This window comes from Mesorhizobium sp. L-8-10, from assembly GCF_016756635.1.
GTDB lineage: Bacteria > Pseudomonadota > Alphaproteobacteria > Rhizobiales > Rhizobiaceae.
On record NZ_AP023263.1, the window covers coordinates 2,751,957 to 2,771,462 of the forward strand.

Annotated in this window: 18 protein-coding genes; 13 read left to right on the plus strand and 5 right to left on the minus strand. The window is 65.3% G+C overall.

The window, feature by feature from the left end:
- The first annotated feature begins 53 nt into the window (after nucleotides 1–53).
- A complete protein-coding gene (locus tag JN280_RS12845; RefSeq protein WP_244743518.1) occupies nucleotides 54–824 on the plus strand; it encodes a TIGR01458 family HAD-type hydrolase in 771 nt (256 codons plus the stop codon).
- A gap of 25 nt (nucleotides 825–849) precedes the next feature.
- Here the strand turns inward: JN280_RS12845 and JN280_RS12850 are convergent, their stop codons facing one another.
- Nucleotides 850–1,953: a DNA alkylation repair protein gene (locus tag JN280_RS12850; RefSeq protein ID WP_202312663.1), complete on the minus strand. Its 1,104-nt coding sequence runs from the start codon at nucleotides 1,951–1,953 to the stop codon at nucleotides 850–852.
- Between the two features lie 161 nt (nucleotides 1,954–2,114).
- Between JN280_RS12850 and uxuA the strand changes: the two genes are divergently transcribed.
- On the plus strand, nucleotides 2,115–3,326 hold the full coding sequence (gene uxuA / locus JN280_RS12855; RefSeq protein WP_202312665.1) for a mannonate dehydratase: 1,212 nt from the start codon (nucleotides 2,115–2,117) through the stop codon (nucleotides 3,324–3,326).
- Nucleotides 3,323–4,801: a mannitol dehydrogenase family protein gene (locus JN280_RS12860; RefSeq protein ID WP_202312667.1), complete on the plus strand. Its 1,479-nt coding sequence runs from the start codon at nucleotides 3,323–3,325 to the stop codon at nucleotides 4,799–4,801. The genes uxuA and JN280_RS12860 overlap by 4 nt, the downstream gene beginning before the upstream one ends.
- Nucleotides 4,802–4,891: 90 nt before the next feature.
- Here the strand turns inward: JN280_RS12860 and JN280_RS12865 are convergent, their stop codons facing one another.
- On the minus strand, nucleotides 4,892–5,680 hold the full coding sequence (locus JN280_RS12865; RefSeq protein ID WP_202314732.1) for an IclR family transcriptional regulator domain-containing protein: 789 nt from the start codon (nucleotides 5,678–5,680) through the stop codon (nucleotides 4,892–4,894).
- Between the two features lie 89 nt (nucleotides 5,681–5,769).
- Between JN280_RS12865 and JN280_RS12870 the strand changes: the two genes are divergently transcribed.
- The 3 genes from JN280_RS12870 to pcaF are packed head-to-tail and all read left to right on the plus strand — an operon-like array spanning nucleotide 5,770 to nucleotide 8,629.
- Nucleotides 5,770–6,627: a CoA transferase subunit A gene (locus tag JN280_RS12870; protein WP_202312669.1), complete on the plus strand. Its 858-nt coding sequence runs from the start codon at nucleotides 5,770–5,772 to the stop codon at nucleotides 6,625–6,627.
- Nucleotides 6,624–7,421, plus strand: a complete 798-nt coding sequence (locus JN280_RS12875) for a CoA-transferase subunit beta (protein ID WP_202312671.1) — start codon at nucleotides 6,624–6,626, stop codon at nucleotides 7,419–7,421. The genes JN280_RS12870 and JN280_RS12875 overlap by 4 nt, the downstream gene beginning before the upstream one ends.
- A gap of 2 nt (nucleotides 7,422–7,423) precedes the next feature.
- Nucleotides 7,424–8,629, plus strand: a complete 1,206-nt coding sequence (gene pcaF / locus JN280_RS12880; protein ID WP_202312672.1) for a 3-oxoadipyl-CoA thiolase — start codon at nucleotides 7,424–7,426, stop codon at nucleotides 8,627–8,629.
- Here pcaF and JN280_RS12885 read toward each other — a convergent pair.
- From JN280_RS12885 to JN280_RS12895, 3 genes are all read right to left on the minus strand, one after another.
- Nucleotides 8,626–9,033, minus strand: coding sequence for a type II toxin-antitoxin system VapC family toxin (locus JN280_RS12885; RefSeq protein WP_202312673.1), 408 nt, complete (start codon nucleotides 9,031–9,033; stop codon nucleotides 8,626–8,628). The genes pcaF and JN280_RS12885 overlap by 4 nt on opposite strands.
- On the minus strand, nucleotides 9,030–9,293 hold the full coding sequence (locus JN280_RS12890; protein WP_202312674.1) for an antitoxin: 264 nt from the start codon (nucleotides 9,291–9,293) through the stop codon (nucleotides 9,030–9,032). Before JN280_RS12890 ends, JN280_RS12885 begins: the two co-directional genes overlap by 4 nt.
- Nucleotides 9,294–9,359: 66 nt before the next feature.
- On the minus strand, nucleotides 9,360–10,340 hold the full coding sequence (locus JN280_RS12895) for a GlxA family transcriptional regulator (protein WP_202312675.1): 981 nt from the start codon (nucleotides 10,338–10,340) through the stop codon (nucleotides 9,360–9,362).
- Nucleotides 10,341–10,484: 144 nt separating this feature from the next.
- Here JN280_RS12895 and JN280_RS12900 point away from each other — a divergent pair, with 144 nt between their 5' ends.
- From JN280_RS12900 to JN280_RS12930, 7 genes are all read left to right on the plus strand, one after another.
- Entirely contained in the window at nucleotides 10,485–11,390 is a 906-nt protein-coding gene (locus tag JN280_RS12900) for a 3-keto-5-aminohexanoate cleavage protein (protein WP_202312676.1), read from the plus strand.
- 4 nt (nucleotides 11,391–11,394) lie between these two features.
- Entirely contained in the window at nucleotides 11,395–12,507 is a 1,113-nt protein-coding gene (locus JN280_RS12905) for a carnitine 3-dehydrogenase (RefSeq protein ID WP_202312677.1), read from the plus strand.
- 4 nt (nucleotides 12,508–12,511) lie between these two features.
- Nucleotides 12,512–13,675, plus strand: coding sequence for an acyl-CoA dehydrogenase family protein (locus tag JN280_RS12910; RefSeq protein WP_202312678.1), 1,164 nt, complete (start codon nucleotides 12,512–12,514; stop codon nucleotides 13,673–13,675).
- A 434-nt stretch (nucleotides 13,676–14,109) separates the two neighbouring features.
- A complete protein-coding gene (locus JN280_RS12915) occupies nucleotides 14,110–16,239 on the plus strand; it encodes an acetate--CoA ligase family protein (protein WP_202312679.1) in 2,130 nt (709 codons plus the stop codon).
- Nucleotides 16,227–17,009: a carnitinyl-CoA dehydratase gene (locus tag JN280_RS12920; RefSeq protein ID WP_202312680.1), complete on the plus strand. Its 783-nt coding sequence runs from the start codon at nucleotides 16,227–16,229 to the stop codon at nucleotides 17,007–17,009. The genes JN280_RS12915 and JN280_RS12920 overlap by 13 nt, the downstream gene beginning before the upstream one ends.
- Nucleotides 17,010–17,954 carry an alpha/beta hydrolase gene (locus JN280_RS12925; RefSeq protein WP_202312682.1) on the plus strand — a complete coding sequence of 315 codons (945 nt, stop codon included), beginning with the start codon at nucleotides 17,010–17,012 and terminating at the stop codon, nucleotides 17,952–17,954.
- Nucleotides 17,955–18,070: 116 nt separating this feature from the next.
- Entirely contained in the window at nucleotides 18,071–19,468 is a 1,398-nt protein-coding gene (locus JN280_RS12930) for a family 16 glycosylhydrolase (RefSeq protein WP_202312684.1), read from the plus strand.
- Nucleotides 19,469–19,506: the final 38 nt, after the last annotated feature.

Here is a 19,506-nt window from a genome sequence, read left to right on the forward strand (position 1 = left end):
CGCCGCGATTGTGAATTGCCGACCGGTTCGAGGTCGGCCATTCTCCGACCATGATGCGCGGCGTGCTTCTCGATCTCGCGGGCGTCGTCTATGACGGCGAGAAGCCGATAGCGGGTGGGATCGAGGCGGTGGCCGCACTGCGCGACGCCTGCCTGCCGCTTCGTTTTGTCAGCAACACCACCCGGTTGGCCAAGCCGGCCATCGTGGCCAAGCTCCATGCCATGGGCCTCGATATCGGCACGGATGAAGTGTTCGCGCCGGCGGCCGCCGCGCGCGACTGGCTTCTGCGTCACCGGCGAAGCCCGCACCTCCTGATCCATCCCGGCCTGGAGCCCGAGTTTCGGGACCTGCCGCGAGGCGGGCAGCCGGCCGTCGTCATCGGAGACGCGGGAGAAGCCTTCACCTATTCCGCCCTCAACGAAGCGTTCCGGCTCCTGGACGACGGAGCGGATTTCCTGGCGCTGGCCGCCAACCGGACCTTCAGGGACGGCGACGGCCGCTTGAGCCTCGATGCCGGACCATTCGTCACCGCGCTCGAGTTCGCCACCGGACGGCATGCGACGGTGCTCGGCAAGCCCTCGGTGGATTTCTTCCTTGCGGCCCTGGCCGATATGGGCTGTGAGCCTGAAACGGCCGCCATGGTCGGCGACGATGCCGAAGCGGATGTCGCCGGAGCATTGCGCGCCGGGCTCGCAACCGCGCTGCTGGTGCGCAGCGGCAAATACCGGCCCGGCGACGAGACGCGCTTCGATCCGCCCCCGACAGCCGTGGTCGACGACCTTGCTGCGGCGGCCACATGGATCATCGAGCGACGGGGACCATGAAAAGCACGGGGACTCTCCTCCGGCATCAGATCGCGAGATCGAAGCCGCTTTCGGCGAGAACCTCTCCATTCACCAAGAGTTCGACGAGATGGCGCCCGGGATAGTGCTTGCGGGTGGTGAAGTCACGGATCGTCTGGCCTACGGCCAGATCGCAGGCGGCTCGCGGAGCAAGGTCGACCGTCTTGAGCTTGAAGACCTTGCGCGACGGCGAGCCGCCTTTCCTGACATAGCGGACGGCGTAGTCGACGACGAGCCGCTGCGGCGCATCTGATATCGACACCAGGCGGGCGTCCATGCGGATACGCTGGCCGAGCGTTATCGCGGCCGGTGCGACCGCAAAGTCGTCGATCCGCACCTCGGGCTTGTCGCCGGCTCCGATCAGACCGAGGGCTCGCGGATCGCCCTTCTTGATCAGCGTGCGCAGCGCATGTTTGACGATCCAGGCCGTGCGGGCGTCATCCATCGGCCAAGTATCGAGGCGCTCCAGAACCCAGGCCGGGCTGTCCTTGGTGATGTCGTTGAGATGATTGGCGACCGACTTGCGGACATAGGGGCTGGGATCGCTTTTCAGCGTCTCCAGGATGGTCGCGACCGGTGAGGGGTCGGCGACCAGCTCCTTGATCTGGAAGGACCATGGCAATCTTGGCCGGCAGCCCTCGCTGGCGAGGCGCCTGACATGCTCATTGTCGTCGCGGGCCCATGTCTCCATGACATCAAGCGCGCGCCGGAGATCGCGCGCGAGGAAAGGCCGGATCGCGAATTCGGACGAACCGAAGCGCGTCAGGAAACGAAGCGACTCCATCGAGAGGTCGAAATGCGCCTTGCCGTAAAGGGCGACATATTCGGGCAGGGCGATCGATGCGAAGCCGTGGCCGATGCGGGGCGCCAGAGCATGAAGCACCTCGACGTTCTCCGGAAAACCGCCGGGCAGGGTCTGGTGCAGGCTGGTCGCGACCTGGCGCAGCCGCTGCATGATGCCGAGCGCGTCGAGGTTCTCCGTGGCCAGGATAAGGAAGCGATCCTTGTCGAAACCGGGGCAGACGGCCGCGGTCTCGGTCGCGATGTGGCGAAGCCGCTCGCGGTTGAAGATTTCCTTGAGGAGCGGGGACGCGGTCGTTTCTGCCTGCATCTGTGGTCGTCTTGCAAAGGGGATTCGGTGTCGCCGGTCTAGCACAGCCTGCTGCCAGCATGTTGTCAGGAGGGCGGGCGGCCGTTCGCCTGCACACAGAAGGCTCGCAGCCTTGACCACCTCACGTCAAACTCGAATACTGGTATGGCGATGGAGGTCTCATGCGGCAGACATGGCGGTGGTTCGGGCCCCACGACAAGGTCAACCTGGCCGATGCGCGCCAGGCTGGCGCGGAAGGGATCGTCACGGCGCTCCATCATGTGCCGACCGGCGAGACCTGGCGCCCGGAGGAGATTGCCAGCCGACAGCGCGAAGTGGCCTTCCATCCCGACGGCTCGATAACCCATCTCAAATGGGAAGTGGTCGAAAGCCTGCCGGTCTCGGAGGCGATCAAGACCCAGACGGGCGCGTGGCGCGCCCACCTCGTCCATTACCGCCGCAGCCTCGAGAACCTGGCGCAGGCCGGCATATCCGTCGTCTGCTATAACTTCATGCCGGTGCTGGACTGGACGCGCACCGATCTCGCCTGGCGGGTGGCGCATGGCGGAACCGCGATGCGCTTCGACCTCGTCGATTTCGCCGCCTTCGATATCCACATTTTGCGGCGCAAAGGCGCGGCCGAGGATTTCCCTGAAGCCGTCGTCGCTGAGGCCGCGCGTCGTTTCAGAGCGATGGGCGACGACCGGCGCAATCAACTCGCGGCCAATGTCACCGCCGGCCTGCCGGGCGCGCAGGAGCATTGGTCCCTCGACGGACTGTCGGTCCACCTCGCGACCTATTCCGGGATCGGTCCGCAGAAGCTCCGGAGCCATCTCGTCGATTTCCTGGCCGAGGTCGCCCCGACGGCGGAAAGACTCGGCCTGCGGCTCTGCTGCCATCCCGACGATCCGCCTTTCCCGCTGCTCGGCCTGCCGCGCATCATGTCCGGTCTCGACGACTATCGTCATGTGCTCGAGGCGGTCGACCTGCCGGCCAACGGTGCGACCCTGTGCACGGGCTCGCTCGGCGCCCGGCCCGACAACGACTTGCCCGACATGGTCAGGAAGCTCGCGCCGCGCATCCATTTCGTGCATCTGCGGAACGTGAAGCGCGACACCGACGAGGTGCCGTGCTCCTTCCACGAGGCTGAGCACCTCGCGGGCGACACGGATATGGTGGCCGTCGTCGCGGCCCTTCTGGAAGAAGAGCGCCGCCGCCGCGAAGAGGGGCGTTCCGACGCCCGGATCCCGATGCGGCCCGATCATGGGCAGGACATCCTCGACGACCTGAAGCGCGGTGCGCAGCCGGGCTATCCGGCGATCGGCCGACTGAAAGGACTTGCCGAGCTGCGTGGCGTGATGGCCGCGTTCAGCCACCCGGAGATCGGCCTGTGACTGCACGCCTCAAATATCTTTCGGCCGTGTCCAAAAATGTCCGGCGGCCTTCCTACGGCCGCAATCGGGCCAGCGGCATCGTGCATATCGGCGTGGGCGCATTCCACAAGGCGCATCAGGCCGTCTATACCGACGATGCGCTGCAGGAGACGGGCGGCGACTGGATGATCACAGGTATCAGCCTGCGTTCGCCCGACGCGGCGCAGGCGCTCAACCCGCAGAAAGGGCTCTACACCCTGCTGGAACGCGGCCCCCAAGGCGTCTCGGCGCGTGTGATCGCCAGCATTGCAGGAGTTCTGGTCGCGCCCGTGGACCAGCCACATGTGCTCGTCGCGCTCGCATCACCCCATACCAGGATCGTCAGCCTGACGGTCACGGAAAAGGGCTACGGGCTCGATCCGAAAACCGGCGGGCTCGACCCGAGCCATCCCGCCGTGGCGGCAGACCTCGCGGACCCCGACAATACCCGAAGCGCCCTAGGCTTCCTGGTTGCTGCACTTCACGCACGCCAAGTGCTCGGCCGTCCTCCGTTCACCGTGCTTTGCTGCGACAACCTTCCGTCGAACGGCAAGGTGTTGCGCCGGCTCGTGCTCGAATTCGCTGCCTTGAGGGACCCCGAGATCGTCCCTCACATAGAGAGCGCCGTCAGCTTCCCCTCGACCATGGTCGATCGCATCACGCCGGCCAGCACCGACGGGACCTTCGCCGATGCGCGGGTGCTGACCGGATGCGAGGACCGCGCGGCGGTCGAGACCGAGCCCTTCTCGCAATGGATCATCGAGGACCGATTCGTTGCCGGCCGCCCGCCTTGGGAGGCCGGGGGCGCGGTGTTCGTGGAGGATGTGACGTCCTACGAGAAGATGAAGCTGCGCATGCTCAACGGTGCGCATTCCATGCTCGCCTATGCCGGCTTCATCGCCGGTCACAAATATGTGCGCGACGTCATGGGCGATGCCGATCTCGCGCGGCTCGTCGCGCGCCACATGAGCGAGGCGGCGCGGACGCTCGACCCCGTTCCCGATGTTGACCCAGGCCGCTACGCGGACGAACTCCGCGATCGATTTGCCAATCCGGCCATCGCGCATGAGACGTGGCAGATCGCGATGGACGGTACGCAGAAGCTGCCGCAACGGCTGATCGAGCCGGCACGCATCGCGCTCGAGCGCGGCCTCCCGATGGATGCCTACGCCTTCGCGGCGGCCGCCTGGATGCGTTACACGCTCGGCGAGACGGAGAAGGGCGAGAGCTATGTGCTGCGCGACCCGCGCGAAGCGGAGATCCGATCGGCCCTCGCGGGCTGCGGGCGCGACCCAAGCGCGGTCGTCGAGGGCCTGCTCGCCTTGCCCGGCCTCTTCCCGGGCGCGCTGGCCACATCGACCGCATGGCGCGAGGCAGTGGCCGTCCGTCTCAAGACGATGCTTGCCGACGGAATGCGCAGTGCCATAGCACGCGAAGCTGCCGCTCGGCACGGGTGAGTCAGGACCCGGCGAGGCTCACACCCGCCGGTATCCGTCTCGGTTGTGCTTTCACGACGGGACGGGAGGTATCGACGTCGCGGGCCCGGATCACTGAACGACGAAATAGTCCTCAATGCCGGTCGCGGCCCGCTTTAGATGAGGCAGGATCTCGCGCTCCATCTCGGCCACGGAAACGCGCGCCGACTGGGTCGAGACGTTGATGGCCGCGACGATGGCGCCCGACCGGTCGCGGATGGGCACAGCGATGGAGCGCAGGCCGATCTCCAGTTCCTCGTCGACGGAGGCGAACCCTTTGCGGCCCGCCTCGACGATGGTCTGTGCGAGTTCCACCCGATCGGTGATCGTCTTGGCCGTATTCGCGCGGATCGTGGCCCGGGAGAGGAAAGCGTCGAGCGCATCCGGTGCGAGACCGGACAGCAGCACCCGGCCCATGGAGGTGCAGTAGGCCGGCAGCCTCGTGCCGATATGCAGCGCGATGCTGACGATATGGCGGCCGGGAACACGCGCGACATAGACCACGTCCTCGCCGGAGAGGATGGCGGCGGAGCAGGATTCAGCAAGAGCGCCGGAGACTTCGCGCATGAAAGGCTCGGCATAGGTCCATAGCGACGAGCCGCCGAGCCAGACCCGGGCAAGCGAGATCAGCCTGGGCGACAGGAGAAAGCGGCGGCCCTCCTGCGTGGCATAGCCGGTCGCGACCAGGGTCAGCAGGAAACGGCGTGCGCCGGCTCGCGTCAGTCCCGCCTTCTCGGCGGTCTCGGTCAAAGTCAGGCCGGCGGGATGGGCGGCGAGGATCTCCATGACGCCGAGCCCGCGTTCCAGGGAAGACACATGATCGCGCGAATGGCCGGCATCCGGCGCTTCCCCGGCCGCCATCGTCGCGATTGACTCGTCATGGTTCGTCATATAGGAAGTATCACATACAAAACAATTGTTCGCAATACGAACTTTTTGGAGGATCTGCGATGGCAAAGTTCATGCCGCTCAGCCAGGCGGTGGCGGAGAATCTGAAGGACGGCGATACCGTCGCCTTCGAAGGGTTCACGCATCTCATTCCCACGGCGGCCGTGCATGAGGCCATCCGCCAGGGTTTCAAGGACCTGACCCTGATCCGCATGACGCCCGACCTCATCTATGACCAGATGATCGGCATGGGCATGGCGAAGAAGATCGTCTTCTCCTATGTCGGCAACCCCGGTGTCGGTCTCCTGCGGCGTGCGCGTGACGCGATCGAGAACGGCTGGCCGCGGGCTGTCGAGGTCGAGGAGCACTCCCATGCCGGCATGGCGAACGCCTATGAAGCGGGCGCCGCGGGGCTCCCCTTCGCCGTCTTCCGCGGCTATCGCGGCGCCGGCCTCGCCGAGGTGAACCCCAACATCCGCTCCGTCACCTGCCCCTTCACGGGAGAGAAGCTGGCGGCGGTTCCGGCGCTGCGCCCTGACGTCACCTTCATCCACGCGCAGAAGGCCGACAGGAAGGGCAATGTGCTCGTCGAAGGCATCATCGGCATCCAGAAGGAAGCAGTGCTCGCAGCCAAGCGTGCCGTGGTCACCGTCGAGGAGGTGGTCGACGACTTCGCCGACCTGCATCCCAACCTGACCGTGCTGCCGAGCTGGACCATCACTGCGGTCTCGGTCGTGCCGGGCGGTGCGCATCCATCCTACACCCACGGCTACTACATCCGCGACAATGCGTCCTATCTCGAATGGGACGAGATCGCCGCCGACCGCGACAAGTTCCGCGACTGGATGCAGAAGAATGTGATCGAAAAGACCGCCGACGACTTTGCCGGCCGTGTCACCCATCTGAGGAAGACCGCATGAGCACGGATCTCGGTTTCACCCCCAACGAGATGATGACGATCGCCGCCTCGCGCGCGTTGAAGAACGACGACGTCTGCTTCGTAGGCATCGGCGCGCCGTCGGCCGCCTGCAATGTCGCGCGGCTGACGCACGCGCCAGACATCACGCTCATCTATGAAAGCGGCACGATCGGCACGGCTCCCGACGTTCTGCCGCTGTCGATCGGCGACGGCGAGCTCTGCGAGACGGCGGTGACGACGGTGTCCGTGCCGGAGATGTTCCGCTACTGGCTGCAGGGCGGCCGCATCACCATCGGTTTCCTGGGGGCTGCCCAGCTCGACCGCTTCGGCAATATCAACACGACCGTGATCGGCGACTATCACAAGCCCAAGACCCGGCTTCCTGGCGGCGGCGGCGCGCCCGAGATCGCCACCTCCTCGCAGGAGGTCTATATCACCATGGCGCAATCGAAGCGCGGCATGGTCGAAAAGATCGACTTCTTCACCTCCTTCGGCCATGGCGAGGGCGGCGACCATCGAAAGCGACTCGGCATCGACACCAAGGGGCCGACCCTCCTGATCACCGATCTCGCCATCTGGAAGCCCGATCCGGTGACCAAGGAATTCACAGTCGTTTCGTTGCATCCAGGCGTGACACGCGAGCAGGTTCAGGAGACTTGCGGCTGGACGGTGAAGTTCGCCGGGGATATCGAGGTGACGCCGGCACCGACCGAGCTCGAACTGAAGACGCTGCGCGACCTGCAGGCCCGTACCAAGGCGGCGCATCAGGGCACCGCAAAGACCGAAAAGGCATGACCATGGCCGAAGCATTCATCTGTGACTACATCCGCACTCCGATCGGCCGCTTCGGCGGCTCCTTGTCGTCGGTGCGCGCCGACGATCTCGGCGCCGTCCCGCTCAAGGCGCTGGTCGAGCGCAACGCTACCGTCGACTGGCAGGCCGTCGACGACCTCGTCTATGGCTGCGCCAACCAGGCGGGCGAGGACAATCGCAACGTGGCGCGCATGTCGCTGCTTCTCGCCGGCTTGCCGCAGGAGATCCCGGGCTCGACCGTCAACCGGCTCTGCGGATCCGGCATGGATGCACTCATCATCGCGGCGCGGGCGATCAAGTCAGGCGAGGCCGAGCTGATGGTGGTCGGCGGCGTGGAATCCATGTCGCGGGCGCCCTTCGTCATGCCCAAGGCCGACACCGCCTTCTCGCGCAATGCCGAGATCTACGACACCACCATCGGCTGGCGTTTCGTCAATCCGCTGATGAAGAAGCAGTACGGCATCGATTCCATGCCGGAGACCGGCGAGAATGTCGCCGAGCAGTTCCAGGTGTCGCGTGCCGACCAGGATGCCTTTGCCGTGCGCAGCCAGGACAAGGCCGTGGCGGCGCAGGCCAACGGCCGGCTGGCCAAGGAGATCGTGCCGGTGACCATCCCGCAGCGCAAGGGCGATCCTGTCGTGGTCGGCAAGGACGAGCATCCGCGCGCCGGCACCACGGTGGAGACGCTGGCCAAGCTGCCGACGCCGTTCCGGCAGGGCGGCACGGTTACGGCCGGCAACGCATCCGGCGTCAACGACGGAGCGGCGGCGCTGATCGTCGCTTCGGAAACGGCCGCCAGTAAGCATGGCCTCAACCCCATCGCGCGCATCCTCGGCGGCGCGGCGGCAGGCGTCGAGCCGCGCATCATGGGCATCGGCCCGGCTCCGGCAACGAAGAAGCTCTGCGCCCGGCTCGGCCTCAAGCCGACGGATTTCGGCGTCGTCGAGTTGAACGAAGCCTTCGCCTCCCAAGGCATCGCCGTGCTCCGCGAACTCGGGATCGCCGAGGACGCGGAGCATGTGAACCCGAATGGCGGGGCGATCGCGCTCGGCCATCCGCTGGGCATGTCGGGGGCCCGGATCGCCGGCACTGCCGCGCTGGAACTCAGGGAGCGCGGTGCCAGGCTGGCGCTCGCCACCATGTGCATCGGCGTCGGCCAGGGCATCGCCGTCGCGCTGGAGTGGGTCTAACCCTCCAGCCAGTCCTCGATCCGGAGGTCGGGGACGAGACGGAAGGCGCGATCGCTCGTGACGAGCGTCGCGCCGACAGAAAGCGCATGGGCGGCGATGAGCATGTCGAGTGCGCCTAGGCTTTTCGCCTGTCGCTCCATATGGGCGCGGAGGTGGCCATAGAGCCTTGCTTCTTGTGCCGACCATTGCAGCACGTCGACCTCGGCGAAGAAGTCGGCTGTTACCCCCGCCAAACGGGTAGCCTCCGGGCGCTTTGCCAACCCAAACTGGATTTCCCCGAAAGAGATGGCGGACACGCAAATATCCTGGGGCGGGATTTTGCTGTGTCGGTCGGCGACAGGTCCCGATCGCTTCGTCACGATCAGTCCGATAGCGTTCGTATCGAGCATGTAGCGCGTATTCATGCGAAGGGGTCGTCCCGCTCCTGAGTCCCCTGGTCCCGGTCCTTCAGGAAATCTTCGGGAATGTCCTCCGGCCTGAGCGCGTCCCGCGCGGCAAAGAACTTCTCCCACGACCCTGTCCGCTGCGGTTTCTCTGCCAGGATCACGTGTCCCGTTGCCGGGTCCCGCCAGATCTCCACTTCCGTTCCCTTGAACCGAAACTCCTGGGGAAGGCGCACGGCCTGGCTGCGCCCGTTCATGAAGAGCTTTGCGACGGCTGTCATTCCCATGCCTCCTTCCAGTCGGTATATATCAAGATATATACCGAGGCGTGATTTTCGGCAAGGGCACTAACCGCGGCGCAGCTTCACCGGTGCCTCGCCGAAGGCGTGCGAGAAGGCCCGCGAGAAGGCCGCCCCGCTCGAAAACCCCGTGCGCGCAGCGATGTCGGCCATCGGCACTGCGGTGTCGACGACGAGGCGGCGGGCTGCGGCGAGCCGCAGCCGGAGATAATAGGCGCCGGGCGTCTCCCCGATCGCTTTGGCAAAGACCTTCTCCAGTGTACGCGCGGTGATGCCGGTGCGCCGCGCGATAGCCGACACTGTCAGCGGCTGGTCGACATGGGCCTCCATCAGCCGGATCGCGTGGGCGAGCCGCGGGTCGTAGCCGTCGAGACGGCCGAGCGACACCAGCGGCTGCGCGTCGGTCGCGGCCCGCGCCTGATCGTAGATGAAGACGCTCGCCACATCGAGAGCGACGGCCATGCCAAGCCGCATGCGGATGAGATGCAGCATCAGGTCGAAGGTGGGCGAGGCGCCTCCCGTGGTGAAGACGGGACCGTCGATGACGTAGCGGTCGGGTCTGATATCGGCGTCGGGGAAGGCGGCGGCGAAATCCTCCATGTCCTCCCAGTGGGTCGTCGCCGATCGTCCGTCGAGAAGGCCGGCGCGGCCAAGCAGCCATGTGCCGGCCTCGACGCCGCCGACCGCGCGTGCGGAGCGCGCGACCTTGCGGATTGCCGCCAGCATGGCTGATGTCGCCTGCTGCCGCGTTCCGAAGCCGCCTACCACGACCAGCACGTCGGTCCTTTCGCCGGCGTCGAAACGGCCGCTCACCGCGACTGGCAGGCCCGATGTGGTGGCGGGCGGCTCCCCATCCGCCGAGACGATCTTCCAGTCGAACAGCGTTTCACCGGAGACTCGGTTGGCCGCCCTGATCGGATCGACAGTCGAAGCCACGCACATGATCGACGATCCGGCGAGAATGAGGAGCGTCATCCTGAGTGGGGTGCGCTCGGGCTGGAAGATCGAAGGCCTTTCGTTTTTCATCAAGCATCATTCGTAAAATGCAAAGCAGCTTTCTGCAAGTCAGGGGATTATGCGCTGAAATGGGCAAAGGCGCTTCACGGTGCGCAAGATGCGCACACGGCGTTGGCACGACGCGACAGCGCACATACCCGCAAAGGAGGAGCTTCCATGGGTCTCAATCCCAGCCGCGACGTATTCATCACCTGCGCCGTCACTGGTTCGGGCGACACCACCGGCCGTTCCAACAAGGTTCCGATCACGCCGCGCCAGATCGCCGATGCCGCAATCGAGGCCGCCAATGCGGGTGCTGCGATCGCCCATATCCATGTCCGCGACCCCGAAACGGGCAAGGGCGCACGCGACGTCCATCTCTATGAGGAGGTGGTGAACCATATGAAGCAGTCGGGTGTCGACGTCGTGCTGAACCTCACCGCCGGCATGGGTGGCGACCTCACGCTCGGCGGGGTCGAGACACCGTTGCCGCCCGCCACCGTTGGCACCGACATGGCCGGCGCCACGGAGCGGCTCGCCCATGTGGCCAAGCTGCTGCCGGAGATCTGCACGCTCGACTGCGGCACGATGAATTTCGGCGAGCAGGACTACATCATGACCAATACGCCGATGATGCTGAAGGAGATGGCGCGCCAGATCCAGGCGCATGGCGTCAAACCCGAGGTCGAGATCTTCGACACCGGCCATCTGCTGCTGGCGAAATGGCTGCACGGCCAGGGCCTGCTCGACGATCCGGTCATGGTGCAGCTCTGCATGGGCATACCGTGGGGGGCGCCCGACGATATCGCCACGCTGACGGCGCTCACCGCGAACCTCCCGTCCGACTGGGTCTTCTCGGCTTTCTCGATCGGCCGCAACCAGCTGCCCTATACGGCAGTGGCGCTCGCCTGCGGCGGCAACATCCGCGTCGGGCTGGAGGACAATATCTGGCTCGACAAGGGCGTGCTCGCAACCAACGGGGACTTGGTGGAGCGGGCCGTCAAGGTCGCGGAAGGCATGGGCTCGCGCGTGATGAGCGCGGCCGACGTGCGCAAGAAGCTCAAGCTCGAGAAGCGGTGGTAGGACGATGGGCCCGATCAACAAGGCCGCCGCCATCGGCGGCGGGGTCATCGGCGCAGGTTGGGTTGCGCGCCTCGTCCTCAACGGCATCGACGTGGCTGTCTTCGATCCTGATCCGGAAGCGGCGCGCAAGGTCGACGAAGTGATGAAAGGAGCCCGCCGCGCCTATCGCAAGATGGCGCCGGGCGGTCTGCCCAAGGAGGGCAGGATCACCTATGCCAAAACCATCGCGGAGGCGGTGGCCGGGGCCGACTTCATCCAGGAAAGCGTTCCGGAGCGGCTGGACCTGAAGCACAAGGTGCTGGCGGAGATCGACGCCCATGCGCCGAAGGGCGCACTGATCGGCTCATCGACCTCAGGGTTGAAGCCGACTGACATGCAGACGGCGCTGAAGCGTCCTGAACGGCTGGTCGTCGGCCACCCGTTCAACCCGGTCTATCTCCTGCCGCTGGTCGAGATCGTCGGCGGCGAGAAGACGTCGAAGAAGGCGATCGAGAAGGCGCGCGTGCTCTACGCCTCGATCGGCATGAAGCCCGTCGTCATCAGGAAGGAGATCGAGGCCTTCGTCGGCGACCGCCTGCTCGAAGCGGTGTGGCGCGAGGCCCTGTGGTTGATCAAGGACGACATCACCACCGTCGAGGAACTCGACGACATCATGCGTTATTCCTTCGGCATACGGTGGGCGCAGATGGGCATGTTCCAGGTCTACCGCATCGCCGGCGGCGAAGCCGGCATGCGCCACTTCATCGCCCAGTTCGGCCCGTGCCTGGCGTGGCCCTGGACCAAGCTGACCGACGTTCCCGAACTGACCGACGAGCTGGTCGACAAGATCGCCGACCAGTCCGACGAGCAGGCCAATGGCCTGTCGATCCGTGAGCTGGAGCGGATCCGCGACGACAATCTGGTCGCCATCATGGAAGCCCTGTCCAGGCAGAACAAGGGCAAGGGCTGGGGCGCGGGCGAACTGCACAAGGACTATACGAAGCAGCTTGCAAAGGCCGCGAAATCCGGCAAGGCCAAGGCCGAGAAGCCAGCCAAGGATGTCAAGGCCGACAAGGTGGTCAAGGAAGCCAAGGCCGGCAAGCACAGAAAGAAGCCGGGCAGCAAGAAGAAGGGGTGAACCCATGGATTTCGGCCTCTCCGAAGAGCAGAAGCTGATCGTCCAGACGACACGGGCCTTCGTCGAGAACGAGCTCTATCCGCATGAGGCGGAGGTCGAGCGCAGCGGTCATCTCAGGCGCGACTTGATCGAGGAGCTGAAGGCGAAGGCCATCGCGGCCGGTCTCTACGCCGCCAATATGCCCACCGAGGTGGGCGGGGCCGGGCTCGATACCGTCACCTGGCTGCTCTATGAAAAGGAACTCGGCCGGGCGAATTACGCGCTTCACTGGACCTGCGTGGCGCGGCCTTCCAACATCCTGCTCGCCGGCACGCCGCAGCAGCGCGAGAAATATCTGTTCCCGTGCGTGCGCGGCGAGAAATGGGACTGCCTTGCCATGACCGAGCCCGGCGCCGGGTCTGACCTGCGTGGCATGAAGGCCAGCGCGGTGCAGGACGGAGACGACTGGGTGCTCAACGGCACCAAGCATTTCATCTCGCATGCCGACCTCGCCGATTTCGCCATCGTCTTCATGGCCTCTGGCGAGGAGGACAGCCCGCGCGGCAAGCGCAAGAAGATCACCGCCTTCTTCGTCGACAAGGGGACCAAGGGTTTCACCGTTCGCGAGGGGTATCGCAACGTCTCGCATCGCGGCTACACGAATGCGATCCTCGAATTCGACGACTGCCGCCTGCACAAGGAGCAGGTGCTGGGCGAGGTCCACAAGGGCTTCGAGGTCGCCAACAGCTGGCTCGGAGCGACACGGCTCCAAGTCGCCGCGACATGCCTCGGCCGTGCCGAGCGCGCGCTCGGCCACGCCGTCGACTATGCCGCGCAGCGCGAGCAGTTCGGACAGCAGATCGGCAAGTTCCAGGGCGTTTCCTTCAAGCTGGCTGACATGGCGACGGAACTGAAGGCTGCCGACCTGATGGTGTTCGAGGCCGGCTGGAAATACGACCAGGGCACGGTCACCGATCAGGACATGGCCATGGCCAAGCTGAAGGCCACCGAGATGCTCGCCTTCGTGGCCGACGAGGCTATCCAGGTCCATGGCGGCATGGGTCTCATGGACGACCTGCCGCTCGAGCGTATCTGGCGCGACGCCAGGGTCGAGCGCATCTGGGAAGGCACATCCGAGATCCAGCGCCACATCATCTCGCGCGCGCTGCTGCGCGCCGTGGGTGGATAGTACCGCGATGCGCATCCACCGCCGCACTCCGGAGAGCACCCCTCATCCGACCCACCCTGTATTTCGGCTTCACCCTCCAGTCCGGCACGACGGCTTAAGCCGAAATACAGGCTGGGCCCCCTTCTCCCACAAGGGGAGAAGGGGGAGCCTGGCTTTGACAGTTCCGCAAATCGCCAGCGTTGAAGGTTGGCGGCAACGCCTCTGCAATCCTGCCTTCTCCCCTTGTGGGAGAAGGTGGCCCAGACAGTATTTCGGCCCCGGCAGTTATGACGAGCTCAACAGTGCGGCCGAAATACTGGCTGGGTCGGATGAGGGGTACTCGCCGAAGCGCGGCGGTCACACTCTTCAATGGTCTCACCTGCTTTCGAACCTGCGCCAACGGTCGGGCTTTGCGAGATGTGTACATCCCCTAGCTGAGCCAGAGAGGGGCGTTCATGCATCGGCTTGAACGCCTGCTGCGTCCCCGCTCCATCGCCGTCTTCGGCGGTGTGCAGGCGGCCGCTGTTGTCCGGCAGTCGCTGATGATGGGTTTTTCCGGCGACATCTGGCCGGTCCATCCCTCCAAGGATGAGGTGGCCGGCGTCAGGGCCTATCGTTCGGTGGGCGAGTTGCCTGATGCCCCCGATGCCGCCTTTGTCGGCGTCAACAGGCACCTCACGCTCGATGTCGTCAGGGAGCTCGGCGAGCGCGGGGCGGGCGGCGCGGTCTGCTTTGCCGCAGGCTTCCTGGAAACCGGCGACTATGACGAGGACGGCGAACGCCTGCAGCAGGATCTACTCGACGCCGCCGGCGCCATGCCCATAATCGGTCCTAACTGCTACGGTCTGATCAACTATGCCGATGGTGCGCTGCTGTGGCCGGACCAGCATGGCGGCATCAGGCTCGCCGAAGGCGGGCGGGGCGTCGCGATCGTCACCCAATCCTCCAACATCGCCATCAACATGACGATGCAGAAGCGCGGCCTGCCGGTCGCCTATGTGATGACGGCCGGCAACCAGGCCCAGACCGGCCTTTCGGAGATGGCGCTTGGATTGATCGAGGACGATCGGGTCTCCGCGCTCGGCCTGCATATCGAGGGCTTCGATTCCGCTTCCGGTTTCGAGAGGCTGGCGGCGCGTGCTCGCGAACTGGGCAAGCCTGTCGTCGCGATGAAGGTCGGCCGATCGGAGCAGGCGCGGGCCGCGACGATCTCGCACACGGCGTCGCTGGCCGGTTCGGATGCGGCTTCCGACGCTTTCCTGAAGCGTCTGGGGATAGCCCGCGTCGATACGATCCCATCCTTTCTCGAGGCGCTGAAGCTGGTCCACGCGGCAGGACCGCTCCGGGGCCATCGGCTGTCTTCGATGAGCTGTTCGGGTGGTGAGGCGTCGGTCATGGCCGACAGTGCGGAAGGCCGGCGCGTCTATTTCCCTGCGCTCACCGAGGCGCATCGGGCGCAAGTGAAGTCGACGCTCGGGCCGCTGGTGGCGGTCGCCAACCCGCTCGATTACCACACCTTCATCTGGAACAACGAACCGGCGATGACGGCCGCCTTTACGGCGATGGTCTCGGGCGGCTTCGATCTCAACATGCTGGTCATCGATTTCCCGCGCGGCGATCGCTGCTCCGATGCCGACTGGTTCCCGACGCTGCGTGCCTTCGAAGCCGCGTTGAGGACGAATTCGGCAAAGGGCGCGATCGTCGCCTCTTTGCCGGAGAACCTGCCGGAGGAATATTGCGCCGACCTCATCGCGCGCGGCATCGTGCCCCTCTGCGGCATTACCGAGGCGATCGACGCGGCCGAGGCTGCGGCTTCGATCGGCGAGGCGTGGGTGGCAGGCGCGGCGCCGGCCGTCGCCGACAAGACGGGTTCGTGCGAACGATGCGCCGGGCGCACGTCCGACGAGGCAGAAGCGAAGGCAATGCTGGCCGCCCATGGCCTTCCGGTGCCCCCCGGCCGTCACGCCTCGAACCCGGACGAAGCGGTCGCGGCGGCGCGGGCCCTGGGTTTTCCGGTGGCGCTCAAGGCGCTCGGCCTCGCGCACAAGTCGGAACATGGCGCGGTGAAGCTCGACCTCCGCGACGGCGAGGCGGTTCGTGTCGCCGCGGAGAGCCTTGCCGGACTGGGTACAGGCCTCTATGTCGAGCGCATGGTGTCGGGCGGCGTGGCCGAACTGATCGTCGGCATCACGCGCGATCCGCTGTTTGGACCGGTCATGACGATCGGCTTCGGCGGCGTGCTCGTCGAATTGTTGAAGGATTCCGCGACATTGCTTCTGCCGGCGCGCAGGGGCGACGTCGAAGCCGCCTTGCGCGGGCTGAAGCTCTTCCCGCTGCTCGACGGCTATCGGGGCCGGCCCAAGGCCGATCTCGACGCGGCGCTCGACGCGGTGCTCGCCATTGCCGCATTCGCCGTCACCGAGGCCGAGACGATCGAGGAGCTCGACATCAATCCGCTGATCGTCTGCGGTGAAGGTCAGGGCGCCTGGATCGCCGATGCGCTGCTGGTCGTCAGCGAGGTTCCGGCCGCATCACACCGCGAGAGCCACCGCAAGATTGGAGCCGAGCAGCCATGTCCGATGTGATCAAGACCCGCCGCGAGGGTGCCATCCTCGAAGTCACTCTGGACAGGCCGAAGGCCAATGCGATCGACCTCGCGACGTCGCGCGGCATGGGCCTCACCTTCCAGTCGTTCCGCGACGATCCGGAACTGCGCGTTGCGATCGTCCGGACCGCCGGCGACAAGTTCTTCTCGGCCGGCTGGGACCTGAAGGCGGCGGCCGGCGGCGACGCCGTCGACGGCGATTACGGTGTCGGCGGCTTTGCCGGGCTGCAGGAGCTGCGGGACCTCAACAAGCCCGTCATTGCCTGCGTCAACGGCATGGCGGTCGGCGGCGGCTTCGAACTGGCGCTGTCCTGCGACCTCATCTACGCCTCCGATCATTCGTCTTTCGCCTTGCCGGAGATCCGCGCCGGCACACTGGCCGATGCCGCGACCATAAAGTTGCCGAAGCGCATTCCCTATCACGTGGCCATGGACCTTCTGCTCACCGGCCGCTGGATGGACGTGCAGGAGGCGCATCGCTGGGGGCTGGTCAACGAGGTGCTGTCGGCCGAAAATCTCGAGGACAGGGTCTGGGAGATCGCGCGGCTTCTGGCGGGCGGCCCACCGCTGGTCTTCGCCGCGATCAAGGAAGTGGCCCGCAGGGCCGAGGCGATGGAGTTCCAGGACGCGATCAACTGGATCACGAAGCGGAAGTTTCGGACCGTCGACGAGCTCTATGCCTCGGAGGACAATTTGGAAGGTTTCCGGGCCTTTGCCGAAAAGCGCGATCCGGTGTGGAAAGGACGATAGATGACGACCGACTACAGCAAGCTCATCGACGCCGAGACCCGGGCCTTCATCGAGCGCACCAATGCCTATTACCCGCCTGATACGATCGACTACACGATCACCCAGCAGCGCGAAATCTACGATCGGATGTGCCGGGAGTTCTTCGCGGGCTATCCGCAGGGCATGACCGCGCAGGATTCGGCGATAGAGACACCGACCCATGCGATCCCGATCCGCATATACCGCCCGGCCACGCCGGACGCTTCGGCAATGGTGCTCTATTTCCATGGCGGCGGCTTCATCCTGGGCGGGCTGGAAAGCCATGACGATGTGTGCGCCGAGCTCTGCGCGCGCACCGGGTACGAGGTCGTCTCGGTCGATTACAGGCTGGTGCCGGAGCATATCCATCCGGCGGCATTCAACGACGCCATGGGCGCCTTCGAATGGGCCGCCTCGACCTATTCGCAGCCGATCCTGCTCTGCGGCGACAGTGCCGGCGGCAATCTCGCGGCGGCGGTGGCGCATCATACGCGCGGTCACGCCCGCGCGCCCATCGGACAGGTGCTCATCTATCCCGGCCTTGGTGGCGACGTCACCAAGGGTTCCTATGTGACCCATGCGGACGCGCCCATGCTGACCATGCGCGATCTGCTTTTCTACAAGGACATCCGCACCGGCGGCGCCGACGTCTCCAACGACGTCAGCTACATGCCGATGCGCGATCCGGATTTTTCTTCGCTGCCGGCGACGGTCATCATAACGGCAGAATGCGATCCGTTGTCCTCCGACGGCGAGGCCTATCGCGACCGCGTGCGCGCGGCAGGCGGCAAGGCCTTCTCGCGCGAGGAGACAGGGCTGGTGCACGGCTATCTCAGGGCGCGCCATACCGTGGAACGGGCGCGCACGAGCTTCACCCGCATCGTCGACGCGGTGAAGGCACTCGGCAAGGGCGAGTGGCCGTACTGACCGATTGTACGCGGTAACGCTTCGTTAGCTTTTTTGAAGGTCGAAGCCGGCTAACAACCCGCATCCTCGCCCGATCGATGCTAGTCAGGTTTTCGGCGGGCAAAGGAGCGTGATCGATGGCTGCTAGCATACTGAACGCCAACGGCGTCCCTCTTTTCTACAGCGGATCGCCACAGAGGTGGTTCTCGGCGACCAATTCAGGGCCATCGCTTTATGGCACGACCCTGAACGACGCACTTTACGGCGATGCCGCCGTCTCGGTAACGATGTATGGCGGCAAGGGCGACGACACCTACTATCTCTATTCCTCGAAGAACAAGGCGGTCGAATTCGGAGACGGCGGCGTCGACACCATCTCCACCTGGATGAGCTATGAATTGCCCAGGAACTTCGAGAACCTGACCGTCACCGGCGACAAGCGTTACGCTTTCGGAAACGACCAGGACAACATCATCACCGGAGGCTCGGGCCGGCAGACGCTCGATGGCGGCTACGGAGACGACGTCCTGATCGGCGGGGCCGGCGGTGACGTCTTTGTCGTCTCGAAAGGCAAGGGCAGCGATCTGATCGTCGATTTCCAGGCGGCCGACGTGATCCGTATCGGCGGTTACGGATTCACCTCCTTCGACGCAGTCAAGGCGAAGATGGTGCAGTCGGGGGCGGATGTCAGGCTGAACCTCTCGGGTGACGAGTTCCTGGTCTTCGCCAACAAGACCATCGCCGAGCTCAGCGCCGGTCAGTTCAAGCTCGAGATCGACAGGTCTGCGCTCCGGCCGTCCTTCGCAGACGAGTTCGACAGGCTGGACCTGTGGAACGGCACCAGCGGCACATGGGATTCGAACTTCTGGTGGGGAGCGCCGAACGGCAGCACATTGTCCAGCAACAATGAGCGCCAATGGTATATCGACACCGACTATGGTCCGACCAAGTCGGTCACGCCGTTCAGCATCGACGATGGCGTGCTGACGATCACTGCCGCCCGGGCGCCCGGCGCGATTCGGCCCTACATCAACAATTACGAATACACATCCGGCCTGCTGACGACCTATGAGAGCTTCACGCAGACCTACGGCTATTTCGAGATTCGGGCCGACATGCCGGAGCGGCAGGGCGTGTGGCCGGCCTTCTGGCTGCTGCCGGCGGACGGATCGTGGCCTCCCGAGCTCGACGTGATAGAGATGCGCGGCCAGAATCCCAACGAGCTCATCCTGACCGCGCACAGCAATGCGTCGGGCAGCCACACCACGGCGGCGACGTCGGTCCATGTGTCCGACACCGAAGGCTTCCACAGCTACGGGCTCCTGTGGACCCCGGATGAACTGATCTGGTTCTACGACGACGTCGAGGTCGCGCGTGCTCCGACGCCCGACGATATGCACGAACCGATGTACATGATTGCCAATCTCGCGGTGGGCGGGCTGGCCGGCACGCCGACCGACGGCCTCGCCACGCCGGCCGAGATGAAGATCGACTACATCCGCGCCTATGCGCTCGGGGACGATTTCATCCTCTGACAAGTGCCGTTTGTTGGGTTGCTAACAGACGCCCGAAG

Bases quoted from the DNA above. Each gene is read 5' to 3' on its own strand.
- JN280_RS12910 (WP_202312678.1), top strand. From the start codon at position 12,512: ATGGATTTCGGCCTCTCCGAAGAGCAGAAGCTGATCGTCCAGACGACA.
- pcaF (WP_202312672.1), top strand. From the start codon at position 7,424: ATGGCCGAAGCATTCATCTGTGACTACATCCGCACTCCGATCGGCCGC.
- JN280_RS12875 (WP_202312671.1), top strand. From the start codon at position 6,624: ATGAGCACGGATCTCGGTTTCACCCCCAACGAGATGATGACGATCGCC.
- JN280_RS12930 (WP_202312684.1), top strand. From the start codon at position 18,071: ATGGCTGCTAGCATACTGAACGCCAACGGCGTCCCTCTTTTCTACAGC.
- JN280_RS12870 (WP_202312669.1), top strand. From the start codon at position 5,770: ATGGCAAAGTTCATGCCGCTCAGCCAGGCGGTGGCGGAGAATCTGAAG.
- JN280_RS12925 (WP_202312682.1), top strand. From the start codon at position 17,010: ATGACGACCGACTACAGCAAGCTCATCGACGCCGAGACCCGGGCCTTC.
- JN280_RS12865 (WP_202314732.1), bottom strand. From the start codon at position 5,680: ATGGCGGCCGGGGAAGCGCCGGATGCCGGCCATTCGCGCGATCATGTG.
- JN280_RS12890 (WP_202312674.1), bottom strand. From the start codon at position 9,293: ATGACAGCCGTCGCAAAGCTCTTCATGAACGGGCGCAGCCAGGCCGTG.
- JN280_RS12915 (WP_202312679.1), top strand. From the start codon at position 14,110: ATGCATCGGCTTGAACGCCTGCTGCGTCCCCGCTCCATCGCCGTCTTC.
- uxuA (WP_202312665.1), top strand. From the start codon at position 2,115: ATGCGGCAGACATGGCGGTGGTTCGGGCCCCACGACAAGGTCAACCTG.
- JN280_RS12905 (WP_202312677.1), top strand. From the start codon at position 11,395: ATGGGCCCGATCAACAAGGCCGCCGCCATCGGCGGCGGGGTCATCGGC.
- JN280_RS12845 (WP_244743518.1), top strand. From the start codon at position 54: ATGCGCGGCGTGCTTCTCGATCTCGCGGGCGTCGTCTATGACGGCGAG.
- JN280_RS12850 (WP_202312663.1), bottom strand. From the start codon at position 1,953: ATGCAGGCAGAAACGACCGCGTCCCCGCTCCTCAAGGAAATCTTCAAC.
- JN280_RS12900 (WP_202312676.1), top strand. From the start codon at position 10,485: ATGGGTCTCAATCCCAGCCGCGACGTATTCATCACCTGCGCCGTCACT.
- JN280_RS12920 (WP_202312680.1), top strand. From the start codon at position 16,227: ATGTCCGATGTGATCAAGACCCGCCGCGAGGGTGCCATCCTCGAAGTC.
- JN280_RS12885 (WP_202312673.1), bottom strand. From the start codon at position 9,033: ATGAATACGCGCTACATGCTCGATACGAACGCTATCGGACTGATCGTG.